Source organism: Pseudidiomarina insulisalsae (genome assembly GCF_003987065.1).
Lineage (GTDB): Bacteria > Pseudomonadota > Gammaproteobacteria > Enterobacterales > Alteromonadaceae > Pseudidiomarina > Pseudidiomarina insulisalsae.
Genome location: NZ_PIPY01000007.1, coordinates 56306 through 69549 on the forward strand (window position 1 = coordinate 56306; position 13244 = coordinate 69549).

Annotated in this window: 12 protein-coding genes; 7 read left to right on the forward strand and 5 right to left on the reverse strand. The window is 53.5% G+C overall.

Translation table 11 applies throughout. The annotated features are described in order from the left end of the window. Positions 1 to 28 precede the first annotated feature (28 nt). A complete protein-coding gene (locus tag CWI71_RS07455; protein WP_126754644.1) occupies positions 29 to 3136 on the reverse strand; it encodes an efflux RND transporter permease subunit in 3108 nt (1035 codons plus the stop codon). Positions 3137 to 3139: 3 nt separating this feature from the next. Next, positions 3140 to 4288 carry an efflux RND transporter periplasmic adaptor subunit gene (locus tag CWI71_RS07460; protein ID WP_126754645.1) on the reverse strand — a complete coding sequence of 383 codons (1149 nt, stop codon included), beginning with the start codon at positions 4286 to 4288 and terminating at the stop codon, positions 3140 to 3142. Between the two features lie 146 nt (positions 4289 to 4434). Here CWI71_RS07460 and CWI71_RS07465 point away from each other — a divergent pair, with 146 nt between their 5' ends. From CWI71_RS07465 to CWI71_RS07475, 3 genes are read left to right on the forward strand one after another with little or no spacing between them, the layout of a single operon-like run. Further along, positions 4435 to 4881 (forward strand): hypothetical protein, encoded by a 447-nt coding sequence (locus CWI71_RS07465; RefSeq protein ID WP_126754646.1) that lies wholly within the window; start codon positions 4435 to 4437, stop codon positions 4879 to 4881. A gap of 31 nt (positions 4882 to 4912) precedes the next feature. Continuing rightward, positions 4913 to 6286 (forward strand): M28 family metallopeptidase, encoded by a 1374-nt coding sequence (locus CWI71_RS07470; RefSeq protein WP_126754647.1) that lies wholly within the window; start codon positions 4913 to 4915, stop codon positions 6284 to 6286. Continuing rightward, positions 6283 to 6882 carry a YqaA family protein gene (locus CWI71_RS07475; protein WP_126754648.1) on the forward strand — a complete coding sequence of 200 codons (600 nt, stop codon included), beginning with the start codon at positions 6283 to 6285 and terminating at the stop codon, positions 6880 to 6882. The genes CWI71_RS07470 and CWI71_RS07475 overlap by 4 nt, the downstream gene beginning before the upstream one ends. Here the strand turns inward: CWI71_RS07475 and CWI71_RS07480 are convergent. From CWI71_RS07480 to CWI71_RS07490, 3 genes are read right to left on the reverse strand one after another with little or no spacing between them, the layout of a single operon-like run. After that, the gene (locus CWI71_RS07480; RefSeq protein ID WP_126754649.1) at positions 6879 to 7907 is read right to left on the reverse strand and encodes an ArsA family ATPase; all 1029 of its coding nucleotides are present in this window, start codon (positions 7905 to 7907) and stop codon (positions 6879 to 6881) included. The two genes, CWI71_RS07475 and CWI71_RS07480, sit on opposite strands and share 4 nt — an antisense overlap. Then, positions 7907 to 8179 carry a cory-CC-star protein gene (locus tag CWI71_RS07485; RefSeq protein ID WP_126754650.1) on the reverse strand — a complete coding sequence of 91 codons (273 nt, stop codon included), beginning with the start codon at positions 8177 to 8179 and terminating at the stop codon, positions 7907 to 7909. Before CWI71_RS07485 ends, CWI71_RS07480 begins: the two co-directional genes overlap by 1 nt. Further along, on the reverse strand, positions 8169 to 9860 hold the full coding sequence (locus CWI71_RS07490; protein WP_126754651.1) for a carbon starvation CstA family protein: 1692 nt from the start codon (positions 9858 to 9860) through the stop codon (positions 8169 to 8171). Before CWI71_RS07490 ends, CWI71_RS07485 begins: the two co-directional genes overlap by 11 nt. 121 nt (positions 9861 to 9981) lie before the next feature. On the opposite strand from CWI71_RS07490, the gene CWI71_RS07495 reads away from it, so the two are divergent. The 4 genes from CWI71_RS07495 to CWI71_RS07510 all read left to right on the forward strand — a co-directional run bounded on the left by CWI71_RS07495 (position 9982) and on the right by CWI71_RS07510 (position 13147). Next, positions 9982 to 11808, forward strand: a complete 1827-nt coding sequence (locus CWI71_RS07495) for an ABC transporter ATP-binding protein (RefSeq protein WP_126754652.1) — start codon at positions 9982 to 9984, stop codon at positions 11806 to 11808. Positions 11809 to 11887: 79 nt separating this feature from the next. After that, entirely contained in the window at positions 11888 to 12400 is a 513-nt protein-coding gene (locus CWI71_RS07500; RefSeq protein WP_126754653.1) for an RNA polymerase sigma factor, read from the forward strand. Further along, on the forward strand, positions 12384 to 12815 hold the full coding sequence (locus tag CWI71_RS07505; RefSeq protein WP_126754654.1) for an anti-sigma factor family protein: 432 nt from the start codon (positions 12384 to 12386) through the stop codon (positions 12813 to 12815). The genes CWI71_RS07500 and CWI71_RS07505 overlap by 17 nt, the downstream gene beginning before the upstream one ends. Continuing rightward, a complete protein-coding gene (locus tag CWI71_RS07510; RefSeq protein ID WP_126754655.1) occupies positions 12812 to 13147 on the forward strand; it encodes a YbjQ family protein in 336 nt (111 codons plus the stop codon). The genes CWI71_RS07505 and CWI71_RS07510 overlap by 4 nt, the downstream gene beginning before the upstream one ends. The last annotated feature ends 97 nt before the right edge of the window (positions 13148 to 13244 follow it).

Consider the following 13244-nt stretch of genomic DNA (forward strand, 5'->3'; position numbering starts at 1 on the left):
AACCTTAGCATGAGGTCAGCGGGAAGTTCTAATCTTCTTCACGCGTTTTCGGTGGGAAAGCGCTACGGATAACGTAGAACAGTAGCGGTACGAAGAAGATTGCCAAAATGGTGCCACCTAGCATGCCGCCCAGTACGCCCGTACCGATGGCCTGACGACTGGCCGCACCCGCGCCGGTACTCAGCGCCAGCGGCAGAACGCCGAAGGTGAACGCCAGTGAGGTCATCAGAATAGGGCGCAAGCGTAACCGTACCGCTTCCAAAGTAGCTGCCAGCAACTCTTTCCCCTGCGCTTGTAAGTCTTTGGCAAATTCGACAATAAGAATAGCGTTACGCGCTGAAACCCCAACTGTCGTCAGCAATCCGACCTGGAAATACACATCGTTTTCGAGGCCCCGTAAACTGGCCGCAATGACTGCGCCAAGAATACCTAGTGGTACCACCAGCATCACTGAGAACGGTATCGACCAGCTCTCATAAAGCGCTGCCAGAAAAAGGAATACGATCAGTAATGACAGAGCATAAAGCAATGGCGCCTGATCACCGGACTGTTTCTCTTCCAGCGAGATGCCGGCCCAGGCATAACCGATTCCGTCGCCAAGCTTAGCGATATGCTGCTCCATTGCCATCATTGCGGCACCTGAGGAATAGCCCGGTGCGGCCTCACCCTGAATATTCATTGCTGGTACACCGTTAAAGCGCTCTAGCCGTTGCGGGCCGAAGGTCCAGCTGGTGCTGGCGAAGGCCGAGAAGGGCACCATTTCGCCTTGATCGTTGCGTACATACCACTCGGCTAAATCTTCGGGCACCATGCGCGCCTCGGCAACGCCCTGCACGTAGACGCGTTTCACCCGACCACGGTCAATAAAGTCGTTGACATAGGTCGAACCGAACGCCGTGCCCAGGGTGCTGTTAATCGCATCAATCGACAGCCCCAGAGCTTTGGCCTTCTGAAAGTCGACCTCGACTCTGAACTGCGCCCGGTCTTCGAGACCATTCGGGCGCACACCTACCAGGCGCTCGTCTTGGGCAGCCATGCCAAGTAGTTGGTTACGCGCCTGTAATAAGGCGTCATGGCCGACACCGCCACGGTCCTGCAGATACAGGTTAAAGCCGCTGGCGTTACCAAGTTCCGGAATAGATGGCAGGTTGAACGCGAAAATCATTGCTTCACGGATCTGACTGAAATAGGCCATTGCGTTACCAATTATCGCCTCAATCTGCAATTCAGGAGTAGTACGTTCCGACCAGGGGTCCATGCGCACGAAGGCGATACCCGAGTTCTGGCCCTGACCGCTGAAGCTAAAGCCGACGACGGAGAAAACTGAGCGAATGCCTGCGGCTTCATCAAGATAGTAGTTCTCGATCTTTTTCATGGTTTGCAGCGACTGTTCCTGAGTAGCACCTGGAGGTAGTTGCATTTGCGTCAGGAACACACCACGGTCTTCATTCGGAATGAAGGAGCCGGGCATGCGTAAGAATAAGTACCCCAATACCGCCACAAGTGCCAGGTAGATAAACACAAACCGCACGCTGCGCTTGATAATGCCACGCACCGATTCGGCATAGCGCTCGGTGACGCGCTCCAGACCTCGGTTGAAAGCCCCGAGAATACCTTTTTTCTGCTTCTCATGATCCACCGGTTTGAGCAGCGTCGCGCAAAGTGCCGGGCTGAAAATGATGGCGACCATGACTGACAATGCCATGGCTGAGATGATGGTAATCGAAAACTGTCGATAGACCGCGCCCGTCGAGCCACCGAAGAAGGCCATGGGTACGAATACCGCAGCCATGACCAGACCGATGGCGATCAGCGCACCGGTGATCTGACCCATGGACTTAATGGTCGCCTTACGCGGCGAGAGCTTCTCTTCGCTCATCAGGCGCTCGACATTCTCGACCACGACAATGGCATCGTCGACCAACAAACCGATGGCCAGCACCAGGCCAAACATCGTTAAGGTATTAATGCTAAAGCCAAACGCTGACATGATGCCAAAGGTGCCCAGCAAGACCACAGGTATTGCCAGCGCCGGAATTAAGGTAGCACGCAGGTTCTGCAGAAAAATAAACATCAGCAGGAACACCAGTACCACGGCTTCAAACAGTATTTTGACCACTTCGGTGATAGAGATCTCGACAAATGGCGTTGTGTCGTAGGGGATCACCAGCTCAACGCCGCTGGGAAAATACTGTTCCAATTCAGCTACGCGCTCTTTTACTGCGGCAGCAGTGTCAAGTGCATTGGCGCCGGTCGCAAGAGTGACCGCCAGGCCGGTGGCAGCGTCGCGGTTGTAGCGCGCGATGGTATTGTAATTTTCACCACCAAGTTCAACATGCGCGACATCAGCAACGGTCACTTTCGAGCCATCCGGATTCACTTTAAGTAGGATTTGCTCAAACTCTTCCACAGTTTCCAGGCGTGTCTGCGCAATGATCGAGGAGGTCAACCGTTGCCCCTCAACAGCGGGCGTGCCACCGAGCTGGCCTGCGGCAACCTGGTTGTTTTGCTCCCGCAGTGCCAGTACTACGTCCTGAGTAATCAGGTTATAACGGGTCAGCTTTTGCGGGTCGAGCCAGATGCGCATGGCGTAAGGTGCTCCGAACAGCTGCACGTTACCCACACCCGGGGTACGGGCAATAGGATCCTGCAAATTACTGGCGATATAATCGCCAAGGTCAATCTGGTTAATTTCCGGATTGCTCGAGGTCAGTGCCAGTACCAACAGGAATGCATCATTCGCCTTCGCGACAATCACGCCCTGATCCTGAACTGCCTGAGGCAGCAGTGGCAGCACCAGCTGCAGTTTATTCTGCACCTGCACCTGAGCGATATCCGGATCGGTACCTGCAGCGAAAGTCAGGGTAATGCTGGCATTGCCGGCCGAGTCACTGGTCGACGAAAAGTATTCAAGATTGTCGACCCCATTGAGGTTTTGCTCAATCAACTGGGTAACACTTTCTTCCAGTGTTTCTGCCGTCGCCCCCGGATAGGTTGCGTTAATCTGCACGGTTGGCGGTGCAATTTCAGGATATTGCTCGACCGGCAACTGGGTTACTGCCAAAGCACCGCCCAGCATGATAACAATTGCAATCACCCATGCGAAAATGGGTCGGTTAATAAAAAATGTTGCCATGTTTTATTTCACTTCTTCCGTTTGTACCGCTGCGCCGGGTTGGATTTTTTGCAGGCCTTCGACAATTACTTTGTCGCCGGCTGAAAGACCTGAGCGTACCACCCAGTTGCCATTTGAAGTGGCGCCTAACGTCAGATAACGCTGCTCAACTTTACCCTCACTATTGACCACCATGGCCACGGCGCGACCACGAGGGTCGCGGTTGACACCTTCCTGAGGTGCCAGAATAGCACCCGTCAAGGTGCCGGTTTCAACCTCAGCGGTCACGTACATACCCGGTAAAATACGCATATCAGCGTTAGCAAATTTTGCCCGCAGGGTAATGGAACTGGTGCTTGGCTGTACGGTAACTTCATTGAACAACAGCTGACCCTCAGCGATGACCTCGCTACCGCCGTTAGCATATAACTTCACCGCAGCCCGATTCAGACCATCAGTGACAATGCGGCCTGAGGCAATGGCCTGTTGCAGGTCGAGGTAGTCCTCGCTGCTTTGCTGAATATCGACATAGATCGGATCAAGCTGATGAATGGTGGCCAGCGGTTGTGCCTGGGCCACATTAACCAGTGCGCCTTCTGTAAGCAGGGAGCGGCCAATACGACCGCTGATAGGCGCCTTCACCTTGGTATATTCAAGGTTGACTTCGGCGCGCTGCAGCTGTGCCTGAGCGGTTTTCAACGTTGCACGGGCCTGCAGGTAAGCCGCCTGGGCCTCGTCAAATTCCTGTTGGCTCACGGCTTTTCCGGCCAGTAATTCCTGAAATCGCTCAAAGCGTGCGGTAGCGGCGTGCAAATTCGCTTCGGCCTGGGCAACGGCTGCTTCTGCTGCACTGACATCCGCTGCATAAGTGGCCGGGTCAATTTGATACAATGACTGGCCGGCGCTAACGGTGCTACCTTCGGTAAACAACTGCTGCTCTATAATGCCACTTACCTGAGGACGCACTTCTGCGCTACGAAATGCCGTGGCACGGCCTGGCAGTTTAACCTGCAGATCAACTTCCTGTGGGGCAATGGTGACAACCCCGACAGTTTGCTGCTGTTGTTGGCCTGCTTGTGCTTGCTGGCCTTCTTCGCCATTACTGCAACCAGCAAGAAACAGAGCACTGCTCAAGACAGCTACAGCAATCGGTGATAGGGTACGTTGACGCATTAAAGTCTACCTCGTAAATTTTTTAGGTCGCGCGAAGCGTTATTGTTTCCGTTTTCAAGGTGCTCAATTATACATACATACATGAATGTTTGTAAGTGGGGTAGCGGTATTTATTTAGGGGTACGCAGGGGAAAAGGTAAAAGTTTATGTCTGTTTCATTTCGTAAAAGCCTTATGGTCGGTGCCGTCGTGCTACTCGCCGGCGTTATCTTGATTTTCGTCTGGCGTACGTTCAGTGATGACGATAGTTCGCGCGCGCGCAACGAGCTTTATACTGAACTGCTGTCCATGTCGGGACAGCTGAATCGCGATTTACCGCGGCTATTGGATCGTCAGACGCGTTTTGATCGCGCTGAAGTCGCAAACTATGGTATGCGTTTCTATTACACCTTGGTTCGTGTGGATCGCTTTGTCCATGACGAGGCGGAACTGGCTACGCAAATTGAACCGCAAATGCGTCGCGAGTATTGTCATGGCGAAGCACTTGCATTTTATCGCGAAGAAGCGGATTTTGTGGAGTTTCAGTATCTTGATCAAAATGGGCTGAAGCTTTTCAACTTTCGTTTTACGCCCGGGGACTGTGCGCAGTCTTAAGTACAATAGTTTGAGTCAAAAGGTAGTTACTATGAGAACAATTTCTGTATCCCTGGCCCTGGCTTTGGCAGTGGCGAGCGCCGGTGCCTCGGCGTCGAGCCCTGCTTATCAGGAACAACAAAAACTGCATGATATTGCCGGGGCGGTTTCAGCAGAGCGGATTAAGCAGGACATTACGAAACTGGTTAGTTTTGGCACCCGCCATACCTTGTCAGAAACAACTTCGGACACCCGTGGCATAGGGGCGGCACGCCGCTGGATTAAAGCGGAGTTTGATAAAATCTCGGCCGCGTGTGGCGGTTGTCTCGAAGTTTATTATCAGAGTGACGTGATTAGTGGTGAGCGACGCATCCCCGAGCCGACTGAAGTGGTGAGCGTGATTGCCGTACAACGTGGTAATGTCGATCCGAGCCGTTACGTCATTATGTCGGGTGACATTGACTCCCGTGTTTCCGATGTTATGGACGCGACATCCGACGCGCCGGGTGCCAATGATAACGCCTCAGGCGTTGCCGGCACGCTTGAGGCCGCGCGGGTATTGAGTCAGTATGAATTTGCCGGGTCTATCGTTTATGCTGCTCTGGCAGGCGAAGAGCAGGGACTGTTTGGTGGTAAAATTATGGCAGCACAGGCGCAGGAAGACGGTTGGCGCATTAAAGCCGTACTGAATAACGATATGATTGGTAACGTTGAGGGCATTAACGGTGTGGTCAACAATACTACCGCGCGTATTTTCGCCGAGGGTACCCGCATGGATGAGACCGATGCCGATGAACGGCGCCGCCGCTTTACCGGAGGGGAGGTTGATTCACCGAGTCGTAATCTGGCCCGCTACATTGACTGGATGGCGGACCGCTACATCACCAATCTTGATACCATGGTCATTTACCGACTCGATCGTTTTGGCCGGGGCGGTCACCATCGACCATTTAACGACTTAGGTTATCCGGGTGTGCGGATTATGGAAACCAACGAAAATTACCATCGTCAGCACCAGGATATCCGCGTCGAAGACGGTATTCATTACGGTGACACCCTTGATGGCGTTGATTTTGATTACGCCGCCAAACTCACGGCCTTAAATGCAGTGTCATTGGCCAGTATGGCCTGGGCCCCCAGCCCGCCGGCAGAGGTAAGTATTAAAGGTGCGGTAAGCCCGGACACCACGCTGTCCTGGCAAGCGCCGAGCGCCGCCGAGCAGGAATTGATTGCCGGCTATCGTATTTACTGGCGCCACACGGACGCGCCAAACTGGGAGTTCAGCCGCGATGTCGGTCTGGTCAATGCGTACACTTTAGAGAATATTGTTATCGATAACTATTTCTTTGGGGTGGCCAGTGTTAGTAAGGACGGCTTTGAGAGTCCTGTGGTCTTTCCCGGACCCGCCGGAGCCTTTGGTGAATGACACCTCCACCTAAACCGGATGACCCTCAGGCCAATAAGTGGCTTGAGCGCATTCTGCGTTCGCGAAGCATTCTCTGGATGATTTTTATATTGTCCATGCTCGAGTCGATCATTATTCCGGTGCCGCTGGAACTAGTGTTGATCCCATTACTCATTCATGAACGTGAGCGCTGGTTCAGTATTGCTACAGCAACGCTGGCGGGGTGTCTGGTGGGCGCCACTATTGGCTATGCAGTCGGCTTTTACTTGTTTGATTCGGCGGGGCAGTGGCTGCTAAACCTGTGGGGTTACGAGGCAGCGTTTGCCGAACTGAAAGCTGACTTCAGCGAACATGGGTTTGCCACCTTGTTGCTGGTAGGCATTACTCCTATTCCGTTTCAGGTGGGGATGTTAATCGCCGGGACAACGCATTATCCCTTTTATCTGTTCCTGCTCGCGACATTGATCGCCCGCGGTATCCGCTACTACGGGCTGGCGGTGTTGGTCTACTGGCTGGGCGTCCAGTTATGGCACTGGTGGCAGAATCATCACCGTCGACTGGGTTGGACCGTACTGTTGGCAGGCACTGCAATTTACCTTTTGGTGGTGCTGGTTTAAAGCTTCTCCAAGGGTGTTGCGGTTATTTCCTGCTGCAGGTGTTGTAAGCCTTGCAAGCCGACCAGATCCGTCGCAAAAAGTGGCAGGAAGGCTGCCGCAATACCTTTAAAACTGGTGCGGATCTGCTGCTGATATACGGCCTCCTGCTGTCGGCGTTGGGCCAGAAAATCGCCGTCCGCCGTTGCTGGTAAATTGCGGTTAATCCATAACGCTGCCAGTGGCAGCCGCTGTTCCTGCAACTGTTGCACCGCCCGCTGAGTTTCCAGAATGGGTAGTTTTTCCGGGGTTAAAACAAGGGCAATCGCGCAGCGTTTCGGGTTTTTTAGCTCATGGCGTACGCGTTGAAATAATTGTTGCCGCTGACGCAGCCGCGTTGCAATTTGCGCATTACGGTCGGCTAACGCCGTCACATCATGTTGTTGTGGCTCAGCCAACGGGTGACCCGGGGCCACGCGGCGATCCGTGGAAAGATGATCGACCACACCTTTCAGTTGCCGGGCTTTATCAGTCGTTTTCAGCATGCCCTGAGTCCAGGCCGCCATGGCCTCAGGTAAGATCAGTAAACGTAATGTATGACCGGTGGGCGCGGTATCAAAGATCAGCACGTCGTACCCCTGTTGTTCGCGGGTATCAATAAGTTTGGCAATGGCTTCGAGCAGTGCCGCTTCCTGAGTGCCGGGCGACTGTGCGGTAAGCTTTAACTGGCGCTCGATCTGTGGATACATTGCCGGTTTGCTGAGCTGCTTCATGCTGGCCAGGACTTCGGCTATATGGGCTTCGACCTGGCTGTCGGGATCGAGCTCAAGTGCGTAAAGACGCTCGTTAATACGGGTTCCGCCAGCACCAATGGGCATAGCAAAGGCGTCACTGAGACTATGTGCCGGGTCGGTAGAAACCAACAAGGTGCGATATCCGTTAGTTGCATAGTGCAATGCCAGGGCAGACGCTACTGAGGTTTTGCCGACACCGCCTTTACCACCGATGAAAAGCACTGGCGGCGGCTGTTGCAATAAGGCATCGGTCATCAACAGCACCTGAACTCATCAAAAGGTGAATGCTCCATGCCCATGCGCAGGTGCCAGTCGTGAAACTGTTCCAGTAACAGCGGTTGCAGCTCCAGCGTATAGTAACTGGCAGGGTTAGGGATGCCCATAAGCTCGGCATACACGTAAAGCATAAACAGATCTTCCTGCTCGCGCTGCGCTCTGGCCACAGCAGCGCGGTAGGGCGCATTGTAATAGTCCTGCGCGAGCTGATTGGCGCGGCTGAGAAAGCGCAAAATGGCTCTAATCTTCATTGCTCGTAGCCTGCAGTGTTTTATTTTGCTGGCGTAAACGGGCAAGTGTGGCGGTCGCTTCCAGCGCAATCCATACGGCGGCGATCAGCACCAGCAGATCCAGCGTAAACAGGAACCAGTTGCCAATCTCATAAAACCCGCGTAGCTGAATCAGTAACGCAAAGATGGTCATGACCAGTAAGAATAACAGCGGTAACAGCGTCACATACATCGGGCGGTTTAGTTTCACCAGCATGGTGGTGATGACAAGTAGCGTCAAACCGGCAAGCAGCTGGTTGGTGGTACCAAATAAGGGCCAGATGGCCAGGCCGCCCGAGCCGTCGGCGCCGCCGGCACCAAACGCCAGCAACAAACAAGAGCTGACTGCGAGCAAAGTGGCGGGTGCGGCTTTGGTCATCCAGTTGATATTATAAATGCCGCCCCATTCCTGAAAGATATAACGCTGTAGGCGCAGGCCGGTATCCATGGTGGTACCGGCAAAGAGTACTGCCATAACCGTCAGTAAGGTTTCGGCGATATCGACATTGAGTCCCACACCATCTTGTAAAATACGCGCACCGCCGGAAACAAAGGCGGTGACGCCACCCTGGCCGAAACTATGATACACCGCCTGCCAGTCTGCCAGGGTCGCGAACCCCGCGGTGACGGCAATAATGGTCGCCAGCGATAACGAGCCTTCGCCGACGGCGCCAAAATAGCCGACAAAACGCGCGTCAGTTTCTTTATCGAGCTGTTTTGAGGTGGTGCCCGATGCGACCAAACCGTGGAAGCCTGAAATCGCACCGCAAGCGATGGTGACAAAAAGTAACGGGATCATCGACGGGGTGCCTTCCGGCGTGTTGGTATTAAACGCCGGGGCCACCAGCTCCGGACCGCTGATGAGCACGGCGCCATAAAGTAAAATCAGGCCGATAAATAATTGTAAGCCGTTGATGTAGTCCCGTGGCTGTAGCAGCACCCACACCGGCAGCAACGATGCGATGGCGGCATAGAAAAACAGAATCAGGATCCAGCTAGCGTTGTCCGACACGCCGAACACCGACTCTGGCAGGGTGATTGGCACCGACGGGCCGGCAATGATCAGCGCATAGAGCGCAATCACGCCCAGCACCGACACAGTGCCGAGGTTCAGCCACTTACGAAAAATGATCTGACCGATAATCAGGGCAACAAAGATAGCGCCCCAGACCGGCACGACAGAGCTGGGGAAGTTGATCAACAGAGTGGCGATGGCGGTAGCAAACACCGCATTGACCATCAGCAAGACTAAAAAGATAACAATCATAAAGAGCGACTGCGAGCGTTTGCCGACCACATCACCGGTAAGGGCACCGATGGAACGGGCGCGGTTGCGGTTCGACGCCCAGATAGCACCAGCGTCATGCACGCCAGCGAAGAAGATGGTGCCAAAAACGACCCACAGGAACGCCGGTACCCAACCCCAGATAACCGCGATGGCCGGGCCGATAATGGGGGCTGCACCGGCTACCGAGGTAAAATGGTGACCCCATAAAACGTACTTATTGGTGGGCACAAAATCGACACCATCTTCGAATTCATGTGCCGGCGTACGAAAGTCCGGATCAAGGCGATAAATTTTTTCCGCGACAAACCGCGAGTAAAAGACGTAACCAAGAAACATTCCGCCTAAACCGAGTAACATCAGCAAAATAGCGTTCATGTGGTACCTTTTTCGTTTATGATGAGGTGGCAAACAGGCTGTTACAGGTACGTCTTATTATAAGTTAAACAGCCATTTTTATGACATTCGACCAAGGTCTAGCCTGACTTCAAGGATAGTTATGTTTCGTTGGTTTGAAAACCGCTTAAACCCGTTCCCGTCGCCAGATTACCAGCAGCCGCCCACCTCGTTGGTGGCCTTTTGTCGTTATTTTACGCGCGGCGCCTGGCCCTATATCTTCACTACTGGCGTACTGATGATGCTGATTGCCATCACCGAGGTCTGGCTATTTAGTTTTATCGGCAATATTGTCGACTGGCTGAGCCAGCAATCGCGCGAAACCTTTCTGAGCGAGCAGCGCTGGTCGCTTCTGGGCATGGCGGCGGTGGTTCTGATCGGTCTGCCTTTGTTGGTGGTATTGCATTCGCTGGTCACCTATCAGTCATTGCTGGGCAACTACCCGATGCGCATTCGCTGGCTGGTGCATAATTACCTGTTACGCCAGTCATTGTCGTTTTATCAGGATGAATTTGCCGGACGCATTGCCACCAAGGTGATGCAGACGGCGTTAGCAGTACGTGAGAGCGTTATTAAGCTGTTCGACGTGCTGAACTATGTCAGCGTTTATTTCGTCGGTACCGTGGTGATCGTCGCCAGCGCCGACTGGCGCCTGGCATTACCGTTGCTGGTGTGGTTACTCTGTTATCTGGTGTTGTTACGCTATTTTGTGCCACGCCTTGGCAAGGTCGCAACAAAACAGGCCGATGCGCGTTCAGTTATGACCGGGCGCGTGGTCGACAGCTATACCAATATTCAGACCGTGAAATTATTCTCCCACGCGCAGCGTGAGAGTGCGTTTGCACGCGAAGGCATGGAACAATTTCTTGGCACCGTGCATAAGCAGATGCGTCTGGTCACCAAGCTCTATACCTGTTTGTACCTGATTAACTCATTGTTGTTATTCACTATCGCAGCCATGGCGTTGTGGTTATGGGTCGATGCGCTCATCACCATCGGCGCCATTGCCGTGGCTCTAAGCCTGGTGCTGCGCTTATGGGGTATGAGCCAGTGGATTATGTGGGAGGTCTCGGCCTTATTCGAAAATTTAGGCACAGTGCAAGATGGCGTAAAAACCATTTCGGTGCCGCAGCATATTCAGGATCCGCCCGATGCACGCGAACTTCAAGTTAAGCGCGGCGAAGTGGAGTTCGATCATGTTGATTTCCACTACGCTGACGACAAGCCGGTACTGCGTGATCTCTCATTGCGTATTCGCGCCGGTGAAAAAATTGGTCTGGTAGGACGGTCCGGAGCAGGTAAATCGACCCTGGTGAATCTGCTCTTGCGCTTTTACGAATTGAACAGCGGTACCATTCGCATTGACGGTCAGGACATTACCGGGGTGACCCAGGACAGTCTGCGTGAGCATATCGGCATGGTGACCCAGGACACGTCGTTATTACACCGCTCAGTGCGCGGCAATATTGCCTATGGTCGTCCTGATGCCAGTCAGCAAATGATCGAGCAAGCTGCAGCGCGCGCCGAAGCCACCGATTTCATTGCCGATCTTGAAGATTCCGAAGGGCGTCGAGGCTATGACGCTCATGTCGGTGAGCGGGGCGTTAAGTTATCCGGGGGGCAGCGGCAACGTATCGCGATTGCCCGGGTAATGCTAAAAGACGCGCCTATTCTTATTCTCGATGAAGCCACATCGGCGCTTGACTCAGAAGTCGAGGCCGCGATTCAGGAAAACCTCTACCGACTAATGGAAGGAAAAACCGTGATCGCGATTGCGCACCGCTTGTCCACGATTGCGGCGATGGATCGTCTGGTGGTCATGGACGAGGGGCGGATAGTGGAGCAGGGCAGCCATAGTGAGTTACTGGCCAACAAAGGCCTGTATGCCAGCTTATGGGCGCGCCAGTCAGGCGGTTTTATTGCCGAGTAATGCCCCTGCGGCGCAAAAAGTTGGAATAAAAGCAGTTGGAGCTACGTCTTTAACAGGAACATGACGCTAAAGAGAGTGCATGATGCCAGATCAAACGCAGCAACGTTATTTACAGTTACAGCCCCATGTGCCGGGTGCGAGAGTGCTGGCCGAGCAACTGCTTAACTGTTCGCAACGTGCTGCGGATATGGTTCAGGACGCGCTGGAAAAAGCACTGACCACACAGCATTTTCCGGCCCGGGAAAAAACCAAAGCCTGGTTTTTGCAAGTTGTGCGGAACCGTTGTCTGGACGAGCTGCGTCATTTGCAGCGCTTGACGAATGACACTGACCTGGCAGAGCCAGCTGCTGAAACCTGGTCGGCGGAGCGCCAACAACAGCAGAACCTGGTTCAGCGCGCACTGGCGCAGTTAAGCGCCGAACAGCGTGACTTACTGGTGTTACGTGAATTTAATGACTGCAGCTACGCTGATATTGCCATCATTATGGGGATTCCTGCAGGAACGGTGATGTCCGGTTTGCATCGTGCGCGCTTAGCACTGAGGCATAAGTTACAACGACAAATGGGAGTCGATCATGAACCCACAAACTGACCCCTGTGACAGCTTCGCCCCGCTGATTAGTGGCGCGCTCGATAATGAGCTGACACAACAGCAACGGCAGGCCTTGCATTTACATCTGGCACACTGTGAGCAGTGCACACGTCTGTATCAGGAACTTGCCGAGCAGCGTGGCGCGGTAAAGTTCGGCGTAGCGCCACCAACTGACGCCGCTGAAACCACAAGTACCCGTTTCTGGAATCGCTTTGGCTGGTTATTGATAGTGCTCGGGGTACTACCTTTGCTGGCCTATGGCGTGTACCAGTTCAGTCAGGATCCCACCTTGCCTTTGTGGGTAAAAATTACCAGTGGTGTTACCGTCCTGGGCTTACTTATTCTGTTTGCCAATGTGCTACGAGAACGTCTTCATAACGCAAAAAATGACCCCTACAAGAAGGTACAATTATGAAACACATTGCCATTGTTACTACGGAAACCATTGCTGGCTACGATATTTCTGAACAGCTCGGCATTGTGCGTGGCAATACCATCCGCGCGCGCCACATCGGTCGCGATATTCTGGCTGCTTTTCGCAATCTGGTCGGTGGCGAAATTAACGACTACACCAAACTCATGGCGGAGAGCCGCGAGCAGGCGCTCGATCGCATGCAGGCCGAAGCCGTGTCACTGGGCGCTGATGCCATTGTTAACGTCAGATTCACCACTTCAATGCTGGCGCATGGTGCCGCTGAGCTGCTGGTATACGGTACAGCAGTAAAGTTAGAGCAACATTTACGCTAAATTTACGGACAGGGCTGTACTTTTTCTTTATTCTGAGCTTCATTAAAACCTAACGATCGGTTAAAATGTACACAGCTGTATAGGAAGCGAGGGGTGA

Coding starts and splice junctions, on each gene's coding strand:
- CWI71_RS07455 (WP_126754644.1), bottom strand. CDS start 3,136: ATGGCAACATTTTTTATTAACCGACCCATTTTCGCATGGGTGATTGCA.
- CWI71_RS07460 (WP_126754645.1), bottom strand. CDS start 4,288: ATGCGTCAACGTACCCTATCACCGATTGCTGTAGCTGTCTTGAGCAGT.
- CWI71_RS07465 (WP_126754646.1), top strand. CDS start 4,435: ATGTCTGTTTCATTTCGTAAAAGCCTTATGGTCGGTGCCGTCGTGCTA.
- CWI71_RS07470 (WP_126754647.1), top strand. CDS start 4,913: ATGAGAACAATTTCTGTATCCCTGGCCCTGGCTTTGGCAGTGGCGAGC.
- CWI71_RS07475 (WP_126754648.1), top strand. CDS start 6,283: ATGACACCTCCACCTAAACCGGATGACCCTCAGGCCAATAAGTGGCTT.
- CWI71_RS07480 (WP_126754649.1), bottom strand. CDS start 7,907: ATGACCGATGCCTTATTGCAACAGCCGCCGCCAGTGCTTTTCATCGGT.
- CWI71_RS07485 (WP_126754650.1), bottom strand. CDS start 8,179: ATGAAGATTAGAGCCATTTTGCGCTTTCTCAGCCGCGCCAATCAGCTC.
- CWI71_RS07490 (WP_126754651.1), bottom strand. CDS start 9,860: ATGAACGCTATTTTGCTGATGTTACTCGGTTTAGGCGGAATGTTTCTT.
- CWI71_RS07495 (WP_126754652.1), top strand. CDS start 9,982: ATGTTTCGTTGGTTTGAAAACCGCTTAAACCCGTTCCCGTCGCCAGAT.
- CWI71_RS07500 (WP_126754653.1), top strand. CDS start 11,888: ATGATGCCAGATCAAACGCAGCAACGTTATTTACAGTTACAGCCCCAT.
- CWI71_RS07505 (WP_126754654.1), top strand. CDS start 12,384: ATGAACCCACAAACTGACCCCTGTGACAGCTTCGCCCCGCTGATTAGT.
- CWI71_RS07510 (WP_126754655.1), top strand. CDS start 12,812: ATGAAACACATTGCCATTGTTACTACGGAAACCATTGCTGGCTACGAT.